Origin of the sequence: Streptomyces sp. SP17BM10 (assembly GCF_036322405.1) — a bacterium.
Taxonomy (GTDB): Bacteria; Actinomycetota; Actinomycetes; order Streptomycetales; family Streptomycetaceae; genus Kitasatospora.
In genome coordinates this window covers 66,974-86,982 of sequence record NZ_JAQYXB010000623.1, presented here as the reverse complement: position 1 = coordinate 86,982, position 20,009 = coordinate 66,974, and the positions used below count along the sequence as shown (strand labels likewise).

Here is a 20,009-nt window from a genome sequence, read left to right as displayed (position 1 = left end):
GCTCGGACTGCTCACCCAGCTGCTCACCGGCGGGCGTCGGCGCTGGCCCCGATGTTCTTCTTCCTCCGGGACGGCCACCGGACCGGTGACTCGATCCGCTCCTTCCTGCCGGGGCGCGGCGGGGACACCGTGGCCGCCTGTGCGGAGCGGGCGTTCGACCCGATGGCCGGGTTCATGCGCGGGACGTCGCTGATCGCGCTGATCGACGCGCGCTTCATCACGCTGGGCTTGGCGGCCATCCGGTTGCCGCGGACGGTCGGGAGGTGCGAGGATGCTAATGCGACGGAAGTCGCAATAATGATTCGGGGGCGTGGATGACGCAGCGTGTGGTGGAACGGTTCGAGGTCGCCGGTCCGGGGGACGGGCCGTACGGACTGGCGGTGGGCGCGGACGGGGGCGTGTGGTTCACGCTCGTGCACGCGGGGGAGATCGGGCGGCTGGCGCCGGACGGGAAGGTCACGCGGTACGGGCTCGATGCCGGCGAGTGCGGGCCGGCGGTGATCACACCGGGGCCGGACGGGGCGCTCTGGTTCACCCGGATGCGCGATCACCGGATCGGGCGGATCGACACCGACGGGCGGCGGTCCTCGCACGCCGTGCCGACGGCGCAGGCCGGGCCGTACGGGATCGCCGCGGGGCCGGACGGCGCGCTCTGGTTCACCGAGATCAACGCCGGCCGGATCGGGCGGATCACCGTGGACGGCGACGTGACGGAGTTCCCGCTGCCGCTCGCGGGCGCCTTCCCGTCGATGATCACGGCGGGGCCGGACGGCGCCCTCTGGTGCACGCTCAACCAGGCGGACGCCGTCGCCCGGATCACCGTCGGTGGCGAGGTCGTCGTGCACCGGCTGCCGGCTGAGGGCACCGCGCCGGTCGGGATCACGGCGGGCGCGGACGGCGCGCTCTGGTACGTCGGCATCGGCGGCGGGCTGGTCGGGCGGATCACCGTCGACGGCGAGGTCACCGAGCACCCGCTGCCGGACCGGGCGGCCCGGCCGCACGCGATCGCGGCCGACGCGGCCGGCCGGCTCTGGTTCACCGAGTGGGGCGCCGGGCGGATCGGCGTGCTCGACCCGGACGGCCGCTACGACGCGTACCCGCTGCCCGGCCCGTCGCCCGAGCCGCACGGCATCGCGGTCGGACCGGACGGCGCCGTGCACGCGGCGCTGGAGCGCGGCGAACTCGTCCGGCTGGCGGGCTGATCCGGGCGCCGGGCGCCGGGCGACGGAACCGGCGGCGCGGGCAGGAGGACGGGCGGCGCCGCGAGAGCGAGGCACGGGCGGCGGTGCGCCCGGGGGCTGGGGCCGTTCCGCGGGCGGGCCGTCGGGGCAGGTCAGTCGGCGAGGTGCCGGTTCGGTCGGGGTCCCGTGCGGGGCGTGCGGGAAGTCCCGGGAGGGGGCCGGGAACGCGGGCCCAGGGGCCCCGGGCAACCGGGCCCAACGGCCCTAGGGGGCGCGGGTGGCGTGTTCCGATCATGGATCGCCATCCCATTCGCACGACGTTCCGAAGGAGCGCTTCCCTTGAGCGCCATCGAGGCACAGGGCGGCACCCCGCCGCCGCAGCCGCCGCCACCCGCCGTACGGGCCGCGGCGGTTGGGGTCAGGAGGCCCGGCTCGGCCGTGGTCCGGCTGCTGACCACCACCGACCACAAGACGATCGGCACCATGTACCTGGTGTCGGCCTTCGCCTTCTTCCTGATCGGTGGCGTCCTCGCGCTCGTGATGCGCGCCGAACTCGCCCGGCCCGGCACCCAGATCCTCTCCAACGAGCAGTTCAACCAGGCGTTCACCATGCACGGTTCGGTGATGCTGCTGCTCTTCGCCATGCCGCTGTTCACCGGCTTCGCCAACTGGATCATGCCGCTGCAGATCGGCTCCCCGGACGTCGCCTTCCCGCGCATGAACATGCTCTCCTACTGGCTGTTCGTGTTCGGCTCGCTGATCGCCGCGGCCGGCTTCGCGACCCCGCAGGGCGCCGCCGACTTCGGCTGGTTCCTCTACGCGCCGCTGTCCGACGCCGTCCACTCCCCGGGCGTCGGCGCCGACATGTGGATCATGGGCGTGACGCTCTCCGGCTTCGGCAGCATCCTCGGCGCGGTCAACTTCATCACGACGATCATCTGCATGCGGGCGCCCGGCCTGACGATGTTCCGGATGTCGATCTTCTGCTGGAACGTGCTGCTCACGTCCCTCCTGGTGCTGCTCGTCTTCCCCGTCCTCGCGGCCGCGCTGCTCGCGCTCGAATGCGACCGCAAGTTCGGCGCGCACGTCTTCGACCCGACGAACGGCGGGGCGATGCTGTGGCAGCACCTGTTCTGGTTCTTCGGCCATCCCGAGGTGTACATCCTGGCGCTGCCGTTCTTCGGCATCATCTCCGAGATCATCCCCGTGTTCAGCCGCAAGCCGATGTTCGGCTACGCGGGCCTGATCGCGGCCACCGTCGCCATCGCGGGCCTCTCGGTGACGGTGTGGGCCCACCACATGTACGTCACGGGGCAGGTGCTGCTGCCGTTCTTCTCGTTCATGACCTTCCTCATCGCCGTGCCGACCGGGGTGAAGTTCTTCAACTGGGTGGGCACGATGTGGAAGGGCTCGCTGAGCTTCGAGACGCCGATGCTGTGGACCGTCGGCTTCCTCGTCACCTTCCTGTTCGGCGGCCTGACCGGCGTGCTGCTCGCGGCGCCGCCGATCGACTTCCACGTCTCCGACTCCTACTTCGTCGTCGCGCACTTCCACTACACGCTGTTCGGCACCGTCGTGTACGCGATGATGGCGGGCTTCCACTTCTGGTGGCCCAAGATGACCGGCAAGAAGCTCGACGAGCGGCTCGGGCGGATCTGCTTCTGGACGCTCACCATCGGCTTCCACACGACGTTCCTGGTGCAGCACTGGCTCGGCGCCGAGGGCATGCCCCGCCGCTACGCCGACTACCTCGCCTCGGACGGCTTCACCACGCTCAACACGGTGTCGACGATCGGCTCGTTCCTGCTGGGGCTCTCCATCCTGCCGTTCCTCTACAACGTCTGGAAGACCGCCAAGTACGGCGAGCGCGTCACCGAGGACGACCCCTGGGGCTACGGGCGCTCCCTGGAGTGGGCCACCTCGTGCCCGCCGCCGCGGCACAACTTCGTCTCGCTGCCCCGGATCCGTTCCGAGTCCCCGGCCTTCGACCTCCACCACCCCGACATCGCGGCGCTGGACGTCCTGGAGAACACCGGCGAACCGGCCGGGCACCTGGCCGGCGTGACGCCCGCGACGTACGACCCGCCGCGGCGCTGAACCCGAACCGCGCCCGCCCCTGACCGCCGTCCCCGCCCGCAACCCCCGCCCGCGGGCGGGGACGGCACCCGTCGCGAAGTCCCCAGGAAGGTCCGGCATGTCCCACACCGTCCTCGCCCTCGGCACCGCCGCCCTCACCGCGAGCGGCTGCGTCTGGTACCTGCCCGCCATCGCCGACCTCCAGGCCGGCTCCGACCGCCCCCGCTCGGCCCGGACCGCCGCCGCGGCCTGCGTGGCGTGGTGGGCCGCGCTCGCCCTCGCCGGCGGGCTGCTGCTCGCCCTGCCCGACTGGCGCCCGGGCGCCCAGCTCGCCCTCGCGGGGCTGGTCGGCGGGGTGCTGCTCCGGGCGCGGGCGCTGTGGCACCGGCGGGAGGAGGAACGGGAGTCGAACGCTCGCTGGGCGGCCCTGGACGCCGGCGAGCCGGTCCGCTCGCCGCGCCCGGCGGCGCTCGTCCTCGCCGGGTGGCTCGTCGTGGGCGCCGCCGTCGCCTCGCTGGGCGCGGCGTCCATCCTGCTGTCCGGCGGCGGGGCGATCGCCCCGCGCCTGGCCGTGGCGGGCGGCAGCGCGGCGGCCCTGGCGCTCGCCTTCCTGCTGATCGGGCTGCGGAACGTGCGGCACCTGCGCGGGTGACGCGCTCGGGCCCGCAATGGGGCCGTTCGACCCTGGGGCCGGCCGGACGGATGGGTGATGATGCCCTTGGCCCCGCCGTCCGTGGGCGGGGGTGAACAGAGGTGGAGTCACGCGATGCCGGTCCGGGTGTTCCTGTTGGACGACCACGAGGTCGTGCGCCGCGGGGTGCACGACCTGCTGGACGGCGAGCCCGACCTGGAGGTCGTCGGCGAGGCCGCGACCGCCGAACAGGCCCTGGTGCGGGTGCCCGCGCTGCGCCCCGACGTGGCCGTCCTCGACGTCCGGCTCGGCGACGGTGACGGGGTGTCGGTCTGCCGCGAACTGCGCTCGCGCATGCCGGGCCTGGCCTGCCTGATGCTCACCTCCTTCGACGACGAGGAGGCGCTGCTGGACGCCGTGATGGCGGGCGCCGCCGGCTACGTGCTCAAGCAGATCAGCGGCACGGACCTGGTGGCCGCCGTCCGAACCGTCGCCTCCGGCCGCTCGATGCTCGACCCGGGCGCCGCCACCCGCCTGCTCAACCGCATCCGCAGCGACGCCGAACCGGCCCAACCGTCCACCCCCGGGCCGGATCTGACGGCCCGTGAGCACGAGGTCCTGGCGCTGGTCGGCGAAGGACTGACGAATCGTCAGATCGGCGAGCGGCTCTACCTCGCCGAGAAGACGGTCAAGAACCACGTCTCCCGGCTGCTCGCCAAGCTCGGCGTGGAGCGGCGCGTCCAGGCGGCCCTGATCGCCACCGAGCTACGCCGGCCCGCCGGAGCCGAGCGGCCGTCGCACCAGCGCGGCCGACTCTGAGGTCCGAGGCGGCCCCGGCACACGGGTTCGGCGGCTCGAGCGGCTCCAACTGCTCCAGCGGCTCCCCGGGTCTCCACGGCCGGCAGCGCGTCGGCCACGGCCATCGGCCGCTCTCACGCGCTCGCGAACGCGAGCAGGCCCGGACGGCAGGTCCTGGAGCGTCGTCAGCGGGCCGTACCCGAGGGCGGGGGCGCACCTGAGCCCGGCGGCTCCCGCGGCCTCCCGGACGGCGCGGTCGGCCAGCCACCAGGAGCAGTACGCCCGCGACGAGACGTGCCGGCGCTCGGGATCGCGCTGGACGAGATGGCGGCCGGGCGGGCCGTCATGCGGATGACGGTCGGCGCGACGATGGTCAACCAGCACGGCACGGCGCACGGCGGGTACCTGTTCCTGCTGGCCGACGCGGCGTTCTCGTACGCGTGCAACAGCCACGGGCCGGCCACGGTCGCGCAGGCGGCGCAGGTGGTGTTCCTCGCGCCGGCGGCGGTCGGGGACGAACTGGTCGCGGAGGCGGTGGAGCGGACGCGGGCCGGGCGCAACGGCGTGTACGACGTCACGGTGCGGCGCCCGGCGGACGGCGCGACCGTCGCCGAGTTCCGCGGCCAGAGCATCGTCATCGGCGGGCGGCCGCCTGCCGCGTGAGCGGCCGCCCTTCGACGCTCTCCACGGCGGGTGTGGGCGAACTGTGCATCCATGCCCGGCACTTCGGCGGTCGGGCGGGGACCGTCCTGGTCGGGGGCCAGGGGGTGATGGTGGAGTGGAGGAAGGTCGCCATGAGGTGCCCCCTGATCGGAACCTTCGCCGGATTCGACGTAGGGCCCGGGTGTCGCCCCACCGCACCCCGGGGCCGCCCGTAGGCTCCGTCGGGCGGGCCTTTCGTCCCGTCCCCGGGGGTCCTGAGGCCTCTGCCGCGCGAGCCGCCCGGCCGGAGAGGGTGGAGGAGCAGCGGACGGGACGTCAGCACGCCCACCGTCCGGCAACGGCCACCGAGGGAAGGACCCCCTGCCATGACGCCACCCGTACTCGCCGGGGTCGACGGTTCGACCGGCAGCACCGCCGCCGCCCGCTGGGCCGCCGGGGAGGCGGAGCACCGGGGGGTGCCGCTGCGCCTGGTGCACGCCTGGCCGTGGCTCACCGACGGCCGCAACGCGATGGCCGAGCCCGACCACCTGCCGGCCGCCGCCGAGCGCGTCCTCGCCGACGCCGCCGCCGAACTGCGCGCCGCCCACCCGGGCCTCGAGGTGCGGACGGACGTGGTGCTCGACGCGCCCGTCGACGGTCTGGTCGCCGCCGCGGAGGAGGCCGGCCTGCTCGTGGTCGGCTCGCGCGGGCGGGGTGGTTTCGCCGGGCTGATGCTCGGTTCCGTCGGCATGGCGGTGGCGGCGCGCAGCAGCGTGGCAGTGGTCGTGGTGCGCGAGCAGCAGCCGGTGGGCGGGTCGGACGTCGTGGTCGGCGTCGACGCCCAGGAGCCGGACGAGGACGTCCTCGGCTTCGCGTTCGCCGAGGCCGCCCGGCGCGGGGCCCGGGTGCGGGCGGTGCACGGCTGGGACCTGCCGCCGGTCTTCGCGTACGCGGGCTGGGTGCCGCAGGCCGCGGAGATCTCCCAGCTGGAGGCGATGGAGGAGAAGATGCTCTCCCTCGCCATGGCCGGGCAGCGGGAGCTGCACCCGGACGTGGAGGTGGTCGAGGAGGTCCGGCTGGGCGCGGCCGGGTCGCTCGTCGAGGCCTCGGCGGAGGCGGCGCTGGTGGTCGTCGGCCGCAAGCGCCGCCGGATCGAGCTCGGCCCGCGCCTCGGCCGCATCGCGCACGCGGTGCTGCACCACGCCAAGGCGCCGGTGGCGGTCGTCCCGCACGGGTGATCCGGACGGCGAGCGGCGGGCCCGCCGCTCGCCGACCCCCCCGGGCTACGGGCGCGAACCCGGCGGCCGCACCTGGGCTTTGAGCCGGAGCTCCGGGCTGTGCCGGAACGTGAGCGTGAACTCCACCCACTGGCCCGCCCGCAGCGGCGGCGGCGCGGCCATCATCAGGTCGGAGTCCTCCGGGGACAGGGCGAGCTCGCCGCGCGCCGGCACCGGCAGCGCCGCCACCTGCTCCCACCGCCCGGCGCCGCCCTGGTGCAGGTGCCGCTTCAGCGTGATCGGGCCGCCGAACTCCCAGCTCGCACCGATCAGTTCGTCCGGCACGTCGCCGGGGTTGCGGATCGTGAAGAACGCCGTCGTGGCCGGCGCCGCTCCCGCCGACGGCTGTAGCACCCAGCCGTCCCCGGCCGCCTCGACGGGCCGCGGGCGCCCGGCGCCGCCGACGGCCGTCCAGCCGCTCAGCAGGACCAGGGCCAGGGCCGCGGCGCCCACGGGCGGGCCGACCACCTTGAGCCGCTCGATCATCGCCGGGCCCCCGTCCGGGCGTTGCCGCGTCCGGGCTGCCACGTGCGCAGCCGCAGGCTGTTGCCCACCACGAGCAGCGAGCTCAGCGACATCGCGACCGCCGCCAGCATCGGGTTCAGCAGCCCGACGGCCGCGAGCGGGATGAGCACGACGTTGTAGCCGAAGGCCCACAGCAGGTTCGCCCGGATCGTGGCGAGCGTGCGCCGGGCCAGCCGGACGGCGTCCACCACCGCCTCGATGTCACCGCGCACCAGCGTGAGCCCGGCCGCGCCGATCGCGGCGTCGCTGCCCGAGGCCAGCGCGATTCCGAGGTCCGCCGAGGCCAGCGCGACCGCGTCGTTGACGCCGTCGCCGATCACCGCCGTCGTCCGCCCGGCGGCCTTCAGCTCGGCCACCACCTCGGCCTTGCGCTCGGGCGAGGCCGAGGCGTGCACCGTCCCGATGCCGAGCTCCTCCGCCACGGCGCGGGCCGCACCCGGGCCGTCGCCGGTGAGGAGGACGGTCTCCAGGCCCATCCCGCGCAGCCGGTGCAGCGCGCGCCAGCTTCCGGAGCGCACGGTGTCGCCGACGGCGAGGACGGCCGCCACCTGCCCGTCCAGCTCCACGACCACGGTCGTCCGGCCCGCCCGCCCGGCCGCCGCGACCGCCTCCGCGAGCTCCGGCGGGAGGTCGACGGCGTCCGGACGCACCACGCGCACCGCCCGTCCCTCGACCGTCCCGGCCACCCCGACCCCGGCCGTCGCCCGGAAACCGCTCACCGGCGGCAGCTCCCCGCACCGCTCCCGGGCCGCCGCCGCGAGGGCCCGCCCGATCGGGTGCTCCGACCGGTGCTCCACCGCACCGGCCAGCCGTAGCGTCCCGGTCTCCGCCTGCTCCCCGTTCCCGTCCTGCTCCCCGGTCTCCGTCTGCTCCCCCTTCCCGTCCTGGTTCCCGTCGACGGCCGTCGTGACCGCCGCGAGCCGCATCCGGCCGGTCGTCAGCGTCCCGGTCTTGTCCAGCACCACCGTGTCGACCCGCCGCAGGCTCTCCAGCACCTCGGGCCCGCGCACCAGCACGCCGAGCTCCGCGCCCCGCCCGGTCGCCGCGAGCAGCGCCGTCGGCGTCGCCAGCCCCAGCGCGCACGGGCAGGCCACCACGAGGACCGCGACCGCCGCCGTCACCGCCGCCTGCGGGGCCGCGCCCGCGCCCAGCCAGAAGCCGAGCACGCTCGCCGCGACCGCCAGCACGCACGGCACGAACACCCCGGCCACCGCGTCCGCGAGCCGCTGCGCCCGCGCCTTGCCCGCCTGGGCGTCGGCCACCAGGGCGGTGATCCGGGCCAGCTGGGTGTCCGCGCCGACCGCCGTCGCCCGCACCACGAGCGCGCCGCCGACGTTCACCGTCGCACCCGCCACCCGGTCCCCCGGGCCGACCTCGACCGGCACGCTCTCCCCGGTCAGCAGGCTCAGGTCGAGCGCCGAACCGCCCTCGACCACCACCCCGTCGGTGGCCACCCGCTCGCCCGGCCGCACCACGAACTCCTGCCCCGGCAGCAGCAGTTCGATCGGTACCAGCCGCTCCTCGCCGCCCTCCCGGACGCACACCTCCTTGGCGCCCAGCTCGGCCAGCGCCCGCAGTGCCGAACCGCTGCGCCGCCGCACCCGGCCCTCCAGCAGCCGGCCCGCGAGCACGAACAGCGGCACTCCGACGGCGGCCTCCAGGTACACGTGCGCCGCGCCGCCGCCGTCGGCCGTCAGCGAGAACGGCATCCGCATGCCGACGGCGCCCGCCCCGCCGAACAGCAGCGCGTACGTCGACCAGCCGAAGGAGGCCAGCACGCCGAGGCTCACCAGTGTGTCCATCGTCGCCGCCGCGTGCCGCAGCCCCTGCCACGCCCGCCGGTGGAAGCCCGCCGAACCCCACGTCACGACCGGCACGGTCAGCCCGAAACACACCCACTGCCACGCCGGGAACTGCCATGACGGCACCATCGACAGGACCAGCACGGGCACGGCCGCCAGCGCCGTCACCAGCAGTCGCCACCGCCCGTCCGGTTCCTCCTCCGCCGGGCCGACGGCCGCTCCCGCCGTCACCGACTCGGCGGTGTAGCCGGCCCGTTCGACGGCCGCCACGAGCTCCTCGACGGCCACGCCGGCCGGGTGCAGCACCCGCGCCCGGCCGGTCGCCAGGTTGACCCCGGCCGACACGCCCTCGATCTTCGCCAGCCGCTTCTCCACCCGGCCCACACACGCCGCACAGGTCATCCCGCCGACCGCCAGGTCGGTGCTCACCAGCGCCCCGGCGCCGGTCCCCGCGACCGCGCTCACCGCATGCCCCCCATGTCGTGCCCGGACATCCCGGGCGAGCCGCCGCCCCCGACCCCGGGGCTCAGCCCCGGCGACACCGGCCCCGCCTGACGGCCCACGGCGTACGCCGCCACGAACACCACCACCAGCAGCAGGGCGAACCCCGCCAGCACACTCAACGGCCGGACTCCCGGCGACTTCGTACTCACCCCCCAGCAGTCGGACGGCGACCCGCAGTGGTTCCCGTACGGTCCGAACTCCGCGGAAATCGCCCCTGGCGCCCCGCCCCCCGCCGCTGGAACGGGGAAGCCGCCGGCACGGTCGGGGACGGCCGGAGGTCCACTCGAACGGGCGTGCAGGTCTCGCCGTCCCGCTGCCGCGCCCCGAAGCATGGGGGGCAGGACACGCCGAGCGAGAAGAGGCAACCTGCCGTGCGCGAACTCCACACCCACCCGGGCCCCCGCCGCCGGACGGGCCCCCGCGTGGTCGCCCTGACCGCGATGCTGGCCGCCGGGGGCGTCCTGGCGGCGGCGTGCAGCAGCTCGTCGACCAACCCGTCGATCGTCCGCACCTCGGGCCCCTCGCCCGCCGAGTCCGCCGCGGCCACCCAGTCGTCCTCGTCCTCGTCCTCGCCCTCGCCCTCGGCGACAGGCTCGTCGTCCCCCGGGCCCGAGGCCGCCGCCTCGTCGGCCGCGGCGGCGGCCGCCTTCGCCGCCTCCGTCTCCGCCCAGCAGGCGATGGCCCACGACAGGGCCGTCTCCGCCCTCGCCCAGGCCCCCGACGGCGGCAACGCCATCGGCTCGGTCACGATCACCGGCGTCCCGCTCGCGGCCACCGGCGGCCTGCCGGCCGTCGTGGTGACCATCCACAACAACGGCCTGGACACCGCCTCCTACGCGGTGCAGGTCGACTTCACCGACACCCACGGCATGACGGTCGACAGCTCCGTCGTGGGCGCCGAGAACCTCGCTCCCGACACGGAGGCGTCTCCCGTGGCGTTCAGCAGCCGCACGGACCAGCGGCTGATCCCGGTCGTGGTCAAGGCCGTCCGGTACTGACCGTCCCGGGACCGTCCTCAGGGCCGTACGGACCGGGGCCCGGTGACGTCGGCGCCGAGCGCGCCGACCCGGGCCCGCAGTTCGCGGTCGGCGGTGACGACCAGGCAGTCCCGGTCCGGCCGCTCGGCCCTGGCCGCCCGGACGACCTCGACGATCAGGTCGTCGCCGCTCCCCGCGGCGGCGACCACCCGGACCCCGGGCACCCCCGCCACGCCGCGCGCCGCGCCCTCGACCACCAGCACCACGTCCAGCGGCCCGCCGCGCCCCGGCAACCCCTGCCCGGCGACGGCCACCAGCGCGTCGCGCAGCCGCTCGGCGGCCCCGCGCCTGTCCCGCCACCACCCGTCGGGCACCGACCCGACGACGTTCGCACCGTCCACGACCAGCAGCGGCACCGCGTTGTCTCCCATGACCGGCAAGCCTGCCACGCCTACGGGGAGGCGGCCGTTCGGGCCCGTCGAGGCCGACGGGTGCAGGTCGATGAACGAGTCGCGCCGGAGCCGCGGTTCGGCCCCGAGGCCGCCTTCGTCGGCCTGCCTGGCGTCCGCGCGGACCCGCACCCGTAGGACGCCGGGGTCAGTCCGCGAGCGTGATCCGGATCCCGACCGTGCCGCGCTCGCCGCGCCGGATGCGGCTGCCGAGCAGGGTGAGCACGCCCAGCAGGCCGTACTTCTGGCGCAGCAGGGTGCGGTAGGCGGCGGTCCGCTCGGGGCCGAGGAGTTCGGCGGTGGCGGGGTACTGGTCGCCGGTGGGGCGGCCCTTGACGTCGCAGGGGCCGACGAGGACGTCCGCGCGGTTGCGGATCCGCTTGACCTTCCAGGAGTCCGCGACGGTCCAGACGCCGAGCGCCTCGCCGTCGCGGACCACCCACACCGGGGTCGGCACGGCGGTGCCGTCCTTCTTGTAGGTGGTGACGAGCAGGTAGCTCCCGGCGGACAGCTCGACGATCCGGGCGAGCCGGTCCCGCGGGGCGGGGTCTGGGGTGGTCATGGCCGGAATTCTAGGGTGCGCGGGGGACCCCGGCTGCTCAGCGGCGGGTGCGGGTGCGGGCGCCGTGGACGAGGGCGCGGGCACGGCGGGCCAGGCGGCGGCGGCCGGTGCCGGTGGAGCCGCTGGTGCGGGTGGAACCGGTGGTTGCGGCTTCGGCGGCCGGGTTGCGGCGACGGGTGACCGCGCGGCCCGCCGCCCACAGGACCAGGGCCGCGACGAGGGCGGCGGCCGTCCAGGTGGCGGGGCCGGGGTCGTGACCCTCGCGCCGGGCGGCTTCCGGTCGGGCCCCGGCGGCTCCGGGCGCGGTGCCCGAAGGGGCAGTCGGTGTGTTCGCCGCGGTCACCGGGGCGGTGTCGTCGACGAGTTGGCCGACCGGCTGCACCTTGCCGGCGGCCGCGAAGCCCCAGTCCAGCAGACTGGCCGCCTCGTCGTACACCTTGCCCTGCGCCGCGGGGTGCATGACCGTCACGAGGAGCGTCCGGCCGTTCCGCTCGGCGGCGCCGGTGAAGGTGGCGCCCGCGTTGGTGGTGTAACCGTTCTTGACGCCGATCAGGCCCGGGTACTTGCCCAGCAGCCGGTCGGTGTTGGCGATGTCGAAGCTGGTGCGCTGCCCGGTGAGCTTGTCCAGCCCGCCCGGGAACTGGGCGGTGCGGGTCGAGCAGTAGGAGCGGAAGTCGGGGATGCGCAGCCCGGCGCGCGCGAACAGCGTGAGGTCGTAGGCGGAGGAGACCTGGCCGTCCATGTCGTAGCCGTCAGGCGAGACCACCTTGGTGTCGCGGGCCTGGAGGGCGTTCGCGCGGGCCTGCATCTCGGCGACGGTCTGCGCGATGCCGCCGTTCATGTGGGCGAGCACGTGGACGGCGTCGTTGCCGGAGCTGAGGAAGACGCCCCGCCAGAGGTCCTCGACCCGGTAGGGCAGGTTCTCCTTGACGCCGACGAGGCTGCTCCCGGCGCCGAGTTCGGCCAGTTCGCCCTGGGTCACCTGGTGGACCTCGGCGCGGTCGAACTTCGTCATGACGGTGTCCGCGAACAGCATCTTCAGCGTGCTGGCCGGGGGCAGCGGCAGGTGGGCGTTCTGGGCGGCGAGCACCTCGCCCGTGTCGGCGTCGGCGACCAGCCAGGAGCGCCCGCTGAGCGCCGCGGGGAGCGCGGGGGCTCCGGCGAGCGGCGCGACCTGGACGGCGGGGCGGCCGAGCCGCTCGCCGCCGACGACGGAGGTGGAGTCCTGTCCGGCCGCCACCGGGGCGGTCGCGACGAGCACGAGGACGGACACGGCGGAGGCCGCGGCCAGCCGGCCCGCAGGCGGTGACATCTGCTGCACACCGCGAACGTACCCGCGCCGCCGCCGGGCCGCCGTGCCTGCTGCTCCGTCCGGTGCCCGGCCCGCGGGCGGCTCCGCGCTCGGTTCGCCACGAGGGCCGCCACTCGGTTCGCCACGAGGGCCGCCACGAGGGCCGCCGCCACTTTGGTCCCTCGAGGTCGCGCCGAAAGTCGGATTACCGGGGGCGGCCGCGTTCCTAGGCTTCCGGCATGAAGACCCTGCTCGGCTACCTCGGCTTCGTCCTGATCCTCGGCGGTGCGACCGGACTGCTCTCCGACCACCTCGGGGGCTTCCGGCTGTTCGGGTTCGTGCGCTTCCTCGTCCCGTCCGGGCACGAGACGGCCGGGTACGCGGCCCTGCTGGCGCTGGGCGTCCTGCTGGCCATCCCGGCGGCCCGGCGGGGCTGAGCGGGGACGCAGGGCGTCAGGCGGGCGCCGCGATCCCGTCGAGGAGCACGGCGAGGCCGCTGCGGAAGCCCTCGCGGTCGCGCGCCTGCGGGTCGGGGTCGCCGCCGCTCTCCAGGGCGCTCAGGAGCGGGAAGCGTTCCGCGAAGTCGGGGGCGAGCTCCGCGAGTCGGGCCGAGCGGGCGGTCCACCAGTCCGCGTCGGCGACGCCGGTCGCGGCGGCCGCGTCGCGGGCCTCGGCGGCCACGCCGGCCATCCCGCGGACGAACTGCCACAGCGCGCCGACGGCCCCGCGCAGCCGCACCGCGGGCAGCGCGGCCGGTTGTAGGGCGCGCAACAGGGCTTCCATGGCGGCGAGTTCGGCCGGGCCCAGGACCGGGCGGGCCTGCGAGACCTGGAGCATCCAGGAGTGCCGCAGGTAGCCGGCGTACAGCGCCTCGGCCCAGGCGGTGACGTCGGCCCGCCAGTCCCCGGAGCCGCCGCGCCCGTCGGAGCCGTCGGAGCCGTCGGAGCCGCGGGATTCCAGCGGCATCTCGGCGAACGCCCGGTCGTGCATCAGATCGAGCAGCTCGGCCTTTCCCGGGACGTACGTGTAGAGCGCCATCGCCGTGCGGCCGAGCCGTTCGCCGACGGCCCGCATCGAGAGCGCGGCCATGCCCTCGGAATCGGCCACGGCGATTCCCGCCGACACGATCGCGTCGACGCTCAGGCCGGGCTTGGGGCCGCTGCGTCCGGTGCGGGGGACGGGTTCGGCGCCGGGGGCGCGCCACAGGAGGGACAGGGACCGGCGGGCGTCGCCCTGCCCGGCGTACACGACCATTCCGGGAACTCCTTATGATGTAAAGTAACTGCTCCACGGCAACTCTTTATGGCGTAAGGCTATCAAGCCGCGAGACTGGAAGGCGTTCCGCCTTGACACTGCCCGTCACCCTCGTCGACGTCACCGGCGTCCGCCGGATCACGCCGCGCACCGCCCGGATCACGTTCGAGGCCGCCGCCCTCGACGACACCGTCGGCGGTGCGCCCGACCAGCAGGTGAAGCTCTGCTTCCCCCGCCCCGGTCAGACCGAGCCCGTCCTCCCCGTCCAGGGCGACGACCCCATCGGCTGGTACCAGGCCTACCTGGCCATTCCCGAGGCGGAGCGCCCGCTGATGCGCAGCTTCACCGTCCGCCGTCGCGTCCCCGGCACCCGGCGGATCGAGATCGACTTCGTCCTGCACGGCGACACCGGGCCCGCGTCCGCGTGGGCGCTGCGCGCCGCGCAGGGGGACCGGCTCGGGATGGTCGGCCCGTCCGAGCTGTACGCCCGCCAGGTGCCGCTCGCCGATGCCGCCGCCACCGCCGACTGGGTCCTGTTCGCCGGTGACGAGTCCGCGCTGCCGGCGATCGCCACGCTGGTCGGGGCACTGCCGCCCGGCGTCCCCGCGCTCGCGTTCATCGAGGTCGCGGACGCGTCGGAGCGACAGCCGCTGGACGGTCCGGCCGATCTGACCGTCCGCTGGCTCTACCGCGGCGGTGCCCGCCCGGGCGCCGTGCTGGCCGAGGCGGTCCGGACCGCGGACCTGCCGGCGGGCACCCCCTTCGCGTGGCTGGCCGGTGAGGCGGACGGCGTCCGGGCGCTGCGCCGGTACCTGGTGGGGGAGCGCGGGGTGCCAAGGAAATTTGTCGATTTCTCGGGTTATTGGCGTTACCGGCTCACCCAGGACGACGCTCCGACGGCGCAGGACCTGGCCGACGCTCAGGAAAAACTCACGATGTCCTGATTCCATCCGGTCGGGGTTCGTTTGTCCGGGCGTTCGCCGACGAACGCCCGGACCTCGGCGAACCGGCGCGGGTGCCGATCCGTATCCCTGGCCGGAACGGGCCCTGTTTGGCGGGGTGCTGACGGGGAAGAGGGACATCCGGTCGGCAGTTCGGCCCGGCGCGGCCCGTTTTCGTCCGGTCCGGAGTGGCGGTTGTCCGCCAGTGTCCGAAGTTCGCCAGTGGGGTGAACGGGGACGATCAGGCACTGCTTCGCAGGTGAGAGCAGGGTAAAGCTCTGCGATGGCCGGATTTCCGTGCCGCATTTTACTAAGCGATGGTCATTTTTACTTCCTGATGGGGAAATCGCCCCTTGTCGTGGTCGTGCCGGATGCGCTGGAATGCGTCCGCTGTCGGGACGCGCGGTCCGGAGCAACCACGCGGCCGAACAGGATCCGCGCAGGCCGGGCCGTGCAACCTGACGTCTCATCAGACGAAAGGATGTCCATTGATCGGCTGGCGGAAATCCCAGCTAGCAGCCGCCGTCACGGTCACTGCCGCGTCCATGGTCCTCGGTTTCGGGACCACGGCGTTCGGCGCTCCGATCCCCGACACCTCCAGCGCCCCCCAGGCGTCGGCGGACGGGGCCCCGGTGCCGGTGATCGTGATCCTCAAGGACCAGATAGCGGACGCCCCGGCCGACAACGGCCACGTGGGCGCCCGCCAGCAGAAGACCGAGCACGCCCAGGCTCCGCTGCTGAACAAGGTCAAGGCCAACGGCGGCACCAACGTCAAGAGCTTCGTGCTCGGCAACGCCTTCTCGGCCACGGTCAGCCCGGCCCTGAAGGCGCAGCTCCAGGCCGACCCGTCGGTCGCCACCGTGGTCGCCGACGCCCCCGTCGCCGTGACCCCGGCCGTCGCCGCCAAGGCCAAGGCCGCGCAGGCCGCCGAGGGCGCGAAGGCGTCGACGGGCACCGCGGCACCGGACGCCGTTACGGGCAGCAACGGCACCCAGGCTCCCCAGGAGAACGCGACCAACACGGTCTGCCCCTCCGACCCGAGCAAGCCGCTGCTCGAGCCCGAGGGTCTCTACTCGACCCGCGTGGCCACCGGCAACGGCCAGGCCGGCGCGGCCGACCTGGCGACCGGCAAGGGCGTCAAGGTCGCCTACATCGCGGACGGCCTCGACCCCGACAACCCGGACTTCATCCGGGCCGACGGCTCGCACGCCGTCGTCGACCACCAGGACTTCTCGGGCTCCGGCTGGGACACCCCGACCGGTGGCGCGGAGGCCTTCGGCGACGCCTCGGCGGTCATCGCCCAGGGCCGTCAGGTCTACGACGTCGCGAACTTCGTCAACCAGTCGGCGCACCCGCTCCCGGCCGGCTGCACCATCCGCGTCAAGGGCATCGCCCCGGACGCGGACCTCGTCGCCCTCAAGGCGGGTGGCGAGATGATGTCCAACTCGTCGATCCTGCAGGCGATCGACTACGCCGTGCGGGTCCAGCACGTCGACGTGCTGAACGAGTCCTTCGGTGGCAACCCGACGCCGGACTCCAGCGCTCACGACACCATCTCGCTCTTCAACGACGAGGCCGTCAAGGCCGGTGTCACGGTCTCCGTCTCCTCCGGCGACGCCGGTCTGAGCGGCACCGTCGGCTCCCCGGCCACCGACCCGAACGTCATCGCGGTCGGCGCCTCGACGGACAACCAGAACTACCAGCAGACCGGTTACGCGGGTGCCGGGTTCTCCAACAAGACCTGGAGCAACAACCGCATCTCCGCGCTGTCCTCGGGCGGCTTCACCCAGGCCGGCCGCTCGGTCGACCTGGTCGCCCCGGGCGAGTCGGACTGGGCCCTGTGCTCCACCGACGTCACCAAGTTCACCGACTGCGGCGGCTTCGGCGGCAAGGCCGCGGGCATCCAGTCCTTCGGTGGCACCTCGCAGGCCGCGCCGTTCGTGACCGGCGCCGCGGCCCTGGTCATCCAGGCCTACCGCGACACCCACGGCGGCGACTCGCCGTCCCCGGCCCTGGTGAAGAAGTTCATCACCGGCACCGCCACCGACCTCGGCGTCCCGGCCGAGGAGCAGGGCGCGGGTCTGCTGAACGTCCGCGGCGCCGTCGAGGCCGCCCGCGGCTACGACGACGGTGACGGCACGCCCGGCAGCAGCCAGGTCGTCGTGAACACCGGGCAGCTCGACATCGCCGGCGCCCCGGGCTCGACCCACACCGCCGACGTGAGCGTCACCAACACCAGCGACACCACCCAGACGGTCAGCGCCGCCACCCGCAGCTTCGCGCTGATGGGCAACAGCCAGCAGACCGTCAAGATGGACTCGGCCTCCACCGACACCTTCAAGTACGCCACCAACGGCGTCACCTGGGTGAAGCAGCAGGTCAAGATCACCGTGCCGGCCGGCGCCGACCGCCTCGCGGCGTCGATCGCCTGGCAGGGTGCGGCCAACCCGACCGTCAACGGTCCGGTCGTCCGCATGACGCTGCTCGACCCGAGTGGTCGCTTCGAGACCAACACCCGCCCGCAGGGCGGTGCCACCCCGGCCAACTACGGCCTGGTGGACGTCCCGCACCCGGTCGCCGGCGACTGGACCGCGATCCTCTACACCCCGCAGGGCAAGGGCGGCTACACCGGCCCGGTCCAGCTCGGCGCCACCTTCCAGCGCGCGGAGCCGGCCGGCACCGTGGGCCCGAACGTCGTCGACATCGAGCCGGGTGCCACCAAGACCCTCAAGGTCCAGGTCACCACCCCGGCCACCAGCGGCGACTCCAGCGAGGCGGTCACCGTCTCCAGCTCCAACGGCCAGACCACCAGCGTCCCGGTCATCCTGCGCAGCCTCGTGCCCGTCACCAACGGCAACGGCGCCTTCTCCGGCACCATCACCGGCGGCAACGGTCGCAGCGGCTCGCCCACGCAGAGCTTCTCCTACGCGTTCGACGTCCCGAAGGGCCAGAAGGACCTGCGGGTCGGCGTCACCGTCAAGGACTCCAAGCTCCTCATGCAGGGCGCGCTCATCAGCCCGAACGGCACCCCGGTCGACATCGAGGGCAACGCCCTCCTCGACGGCCAGGGCAACCTGACCGGCACCGGCGCCGGCGTCTCGGCCACCGCGGTCAACCCGGCCGAGGGCCGCTGGCGCTTCGTGTTCAACGTGATCGGCTCGGTCAGCGGCCAGCAGCTCGGCCAGGACTTCGCGGGCACCATCGGCTTCAACAAGGACGTGGCCACCGCCGCGGGCCTGCCGACCGACGCGAAGACCAAGCTCGCCGCCAACAAGCCGGTGACCTTCCAGGTCAACTACACCAACAACACGGTGGCCACCCAGGTGATCTCGGCCGACGGCCGTCTCGACCGCCGCACCGACGTGAACCTGGTGCCGCAGGGTGCCTCGTCCGCCGTCACCCTGCCGCTGTCGCTGACCTCCTCGGTCCCGGCGTTCCTGGTCCCGCCGGGCACCGACCAGCTGAAGGGCGTGGCCGCGTCCACGACCCCGGCCCAGCTGGAGCTCAGCGCCACCGCCGCCTCGCCGGACCTGTTCGGCGACCTGAAGAAGGCCCAGAACGGCTCGACCATCTCGGTCGTGACGTCCAACGGGACCGCCTCCCAGCCGGTCGTGCCCGGTCTGTGGGGCACCTTCCTCCAGCAGATCGGCCCGTTCTCCAACGCGGGCGCCCCGGCCGGTTCGGCCACCATCACCGCGACCGCCCACACCCTGGCGTTCGACCCGGCGCTGACCTCCAGCACCGGTGACGTCTACGCCGCCGCGGTCAACGCCACGGCCCCGGCCGCCACCCCGGTGACCGTCGCCCCCGGCGCCACCGGCTCGCTGCAGGTGACCATCACCCCGACCGGCGCGAAGGGCAGCACCGTCCACGGTGTCCTGTACCTGGTGTCCGGCCCGACCGGTGTCGCCAGCGCCAACAACAGCGTGAGCACCACCGGTGCGGTGCTGGCGGCCCTGCCGTACAGCTACACGGTGAACTGACCCACCGCGCACCACGTGCCGAGGCCGTCCCGGATTCCCGGGGCGGCCTCGGGCGCGTTTCCGGCCCGTCCGGCTGGGCAGGGTCCGGATGAACGCGGTATCGGATGTCCACCGGGGAGCGGGAGTTGAGCGACGCGATCAAGCACAGCCACGTCGACGTGAACGGCGTGCGACTGCACATCGCCGAACAGGGCGAGGGCCCGCTGGTCCTCCTGCTGCACGGGTTCCCGGAGAGCTGGTACTCCTGGCGGCACCAGTTCGCGCCGCTCGCCGCCGCCGGCTACCGGGTGGTCGCCCCCGACCAGCGCGGCTACGCACGCAGCGAACAGCCCGAGCGCATCGACGCGTACACCCTGCTGCACCTCGTCGGCGACGCGACGGCGCTGATCGGCGCGCTCGGCGCCGAGCAGGCCGTGGTGGTCGGGCACGACTGGGGCGCGCCGGTCGCGTGGGCCACGGCGGCGCTGCGGCCCGACCTCGTGCGGGGCGTCGCCGGGCTCAGCGTGCCGCCGCTGCCGAGCGGACCGCGCCCGCTCGCGGAGTCGCGCGCGCAGTTCGGCGACGGCTTCTACCAGAACTACTTCCAGGAGCCCGGCCGCGCCGACGCCGAGCTCGCGGCCGACCCGGCGTCCACCTTCCGCCGCGTCTACGCCGGCTCGGGCCCCGGCGCCGAGCCGGTCGTGTGGGTCGTGCCCGAGGGGCAGAAGCTGATCGACACCGTCCCGGAGCCGGAGCGGCTGCCGGCCTGGATCACCGAGGCGGACATCGAGGCCTACGTGGCCGACTACGCGACCCACGGGGAGCGGGCGTTCACCGGCGGTCTCAACTGGTACCGCAACATCGACCGGAACAACGAGCTGATGGCGGCGTTCAACGGCCGCCCGATCCAGGCGCCCGCGCTGTTCGTGGTCGGCGAGCAGGACCTCGTCAACGCCATCGTCCCGCCGGAGATCCTGGAGCTCCTGCTGACCACCTTCACGCCACGCCTCCACAGGCACGTCCGCCTGCCCGAGACCGGCCACTGGACGCAGCAGGAGCGCCCGGCCGAGGTCACGGCGGCGCTGCTGGACTTCCTCGCCCACGTGGAGAGTGGGGCTTCGCCGGCCTAGCGTGCCA

The 20,009-nt window shown here is 74.4% G+C and carries 19 protein-coding genes; 11 read left to right on the top strand and 8 right to left on the bottom strand.

Annotated elements, in window-relative coordinates:
• Positions 1 to 23: 23 nt before the first annotated feature.
• On the bottom strand, positions 24 to 239 hold the full coding sequence (locus PUR71_RS24870) for a hypothetical protein (RefSeq protein ID WP_329929319.1): 216 nt from the start codon (positions 237 to 239) through the stop codon (positions 24 to 26).
• Between the two features lie 75 nt (positions 240 to 314).
• Here PUR71_RS24870 and PUR71_RS24865 point away from each other — a divergent pair, with 75 nt between their 5' ends.
• The 6 genes from PUR71_RS24865 to PUR71_RS24840 all read left to right on the top strand — a co-directional run bounded on the left by PUR71_RS24865 (position 315) and on the right by PUR71_RS24840 (position 6,566).
• Positions 315 to 1,202: a Vgb family protein gene (locus PUR71_RS24865; RefSeq protein WP_329929318.1), complete on the top strand. Its 888-nt coding sequence runs from the start codon at positions 315 to 317 to the stop codon at positions 1,200 to 1,202.
• Between the two features lie 318 nt (positions 1,203 to 1,520).
• Positions 1,521 to 3,278: an aa3-type cytochrome oxidase subunit I gene (gene ctaD, locus PUR71_RS24860; RefSeq protein WP_443077557.1), complete on the top strand. Its 1,758-nt coding sequence runs from the start codon at positions 1,521 to 1,523 to the stop codon at positions 3,276 to 3,278.
• Between the two features lie 97 nt (positions 3,279 to 3,375).
• Positions 3,376 to 3,909 carry a hypothetical protein gene (locus tag PUR71_RS24855; RefSeq protein ID WP_329929317.1) on the top strand — a complete coding sequence of 178 codons (534 nt, stop codon included), beginning with the start codon at positions 3,376 to 3,378 and terminating at the stop codon, positions 3,907 to 3,909.
• A 114-nt stretch (positions 3,910 to 4,023) separates the two neighbouring features.
• A complete protein-coding gene (locus PUR71_RS24850; RefSeq protein ID WP_329929316.1) occupies positions 4,024 to 4,707 on the top strand; it encodes a response regulator transcription factor in 684 nt (227 codons plus the stop codon).
• 273 nt (positions 4,708 to 4,980) lie between these two features.
• A complete protein-coding gene (gene paaI, locus PUR71_RS24845) occupies positions 4,981 to 5,349 on the top strand; it encodes a hydroxyphenylacetyl-CoA thioesterase PaaI (RefSeq protein WP_329929315.1) in 369 nt (122 codons plus the stop codon).
• A 365-nt stretch (positions 5,350 to 5,714) separates the two neighbouring features.
• Complete coding sequence (locus PUR71_RS24840) at positions 5,715 to 6,566, top strand: universal stress protein (protein ID WP_329929314.1); 852 nt, start codon at positions 5,715 to 5,717, stop codon at positions 6,564 to 6,566.
• 45 nt (positions 6,567 to 6,611) lie between these two features.
• Here PUR71_RS24840 and PUR71_RS24835 read toward each other — a convergent pair whose 3' ends face one another.
• From PUR71_RS24835 to PUR71_RS24825, 3 genes are read right to left on the bottom strand one after another with little or no spacing between them, the layout of a single operon-like run.
• Positions 6,612 to 7,091, bottom strand: a complete 480-nt coding sequence (locus tag PUR71_RS24835; RefSeq protein WP_329929313.1) for a copper chaperone PCu(A)C — start codon at positions 7,089 to 7,091, stop codon at positions 6,612 to 6,614.
• Positions 7,088 to 9,397 carry a heavy metal translocating P-type ATPase gene (locus tag PUR71_RS24830; protein ID WP_329929312.1) on the bottom strand — a complete coding sequence of 770 codons (2,310 nt, stop codon included), beginning with the start codon at positions 9,395 to 9,397 and terminating at the stop codon, positions 7,088 to 7,090. The genes PUR71_RS24835 and PUR71_RS24830 overlap by 4 nt, the downstream gene beginning before the upstream one ends.
• Complete coding sequence (locus PUR71_RS24825; RefSeq protein ID WP_329929311.1) at positions 9,394 to 9,555, bottom strand: hypothetical protein; 162 nt, start codon at positions 9,553 to 9,555, stop codon at positions 9,394 to 9,396. Before PUR71_RS24825 ends, PUR71_RS24830 begins: the two co-directional genes overlap by 4 nt.
• Before the next feature lie 252 nt (positions 9,556 to 9,807).
• Between PUR71_RS24825 and PUR71_RS24820 the strand changes: the two genes are divergently transcribed.
• Positions 9,808 to 10,434 carry a hypothetical protein gene (locus PUR71_RS24820; protein WP_329929310.1) on the top strand — a complete coding sequence of 209 codons (627 nt, stop codon included), beginning with the start codon at positions 9,808 to 9,810 and terminating at the stop codon, positions 10,432 to 10,434.
• Between the two features lie 17 nt (positions 10,435 to 10,451).
• On the opposite strand, the gene PUR71_RS24815 is transcribed toward PUR71_RS24820, so the two are convergent.
• From PUR71_RS24815 to PUR71_RS24805, 3 genes are all read right to left on the bottom strand, one after another.
• Positions 10,452 to 10,844: an NTP pyrophosphohydrolase gene (locus PUR71_RS24815; protein WP_329929309.1), complete on the bottom strand. Its 393-nt coding sequence runs from the start codon at positions 10,842 to 10,844 to the stop codon at positions 10,452 to 10,454.
• 166 nt (positions 10,845 to 11,010) lie between these two features.
• Entirely contained in the window at positions 11,011 to 11,424 is a 414-nt protein-coding gene (locus PUR71_RS24810) for a PPOX class F420-dependent oxidoreductase (protein WP_329929308.1), read from the bottom strand.
• A 37-nt stretch (positions 11,425 to 11,461) separates the two neighbouring features.
• Positions 11,462 to 12,736: a D-alanyl-D-alanine carboxypeptidase family protein gene (locus tag PUR71_RS24805; RefSeq protein WP_329929656.1), complete on the bottom strand. Its 1,275-nt coding sequence runs from the start codon at positions 12,734 to 12,736 to the stop codon at positions 11,462 to 11,464.
• Between the two features lie 218 nt (positions 12,737 to 12,954).
• Between PUR71_RS24805 and PUR71_RS24800 the strand changes: the two genes are divergently transcribed.
• Entirely contained in the window at positions 12,955 to 13,152 is a 198-nt protein-coding gene (locus PUR71_RS24800; RefSeq protein ID WP_329929307.1) for a hypothetical protein, read from the top strand.
• 16 nt (positions 13,153 to 13,168) lie between these two features.
• Here the strand turns inward: PUR71_RS24800 and PUR71_RS24795 are convergent, their stop codons facing one another.
• Positions 13,169 to 13,969 carry a TetR/AcrR family transcriptional regulator gene (locus tag PUR71_RS24795; RefSeq protein WP_329929306.1) on the bottom strand — a complete coding sequence of 267 codons (801 nt, stop codon included), beginning with the start codon at positions 13,967 to 13,969 and terminating at the stop codon, positions 13,169 to 13,171.
• Between the two features lie 92 nt (positions 13,970 to 14,061).
• Between PUR71_RS24795 and PUR71_RS24790 the strand changes: the two genes are divergently transcribed.
• From PUR71_RS24790 to PUR71_RS24780, 3 genes are all read left to right on the top strand, one after another.
• A complete protein-coding gene (locus PUR71_RS24790) occupies positions 14,062 to 14,913 on the top strand; it encodes a siderophore-interacting protein (protein WP_329929305.1) in 852 nt (283 codons plus the stop codon).
• A gap of 542 nt (positions 14,914 to 15,455) precedes the next feature.
• Entirely contained in the window at positions 15,456 to 18,893 is a 3,438-nt protein-coding gene (locus tag PUR71_RS24785; protein WP_329929304.1) for a S8 family serine peptidase, read from the top strand.
• Between the two features lie 125 nt (positions 18,894 to 19,018).
• Positions 19,019 to 20,002 (top strand): alpha/beta fold hydrolase, encoded by a 984-nt coding sequence (locus tag PUR71_RS24780; RefSeq protein WP_329929303.1) that lies wholly within the window; start codon positions 19,019 to 19,021, stop codon positions 20,000 to 20,002.
• Positions 20,003 to 20,009 lie beyond the last annotated feature (7 nt).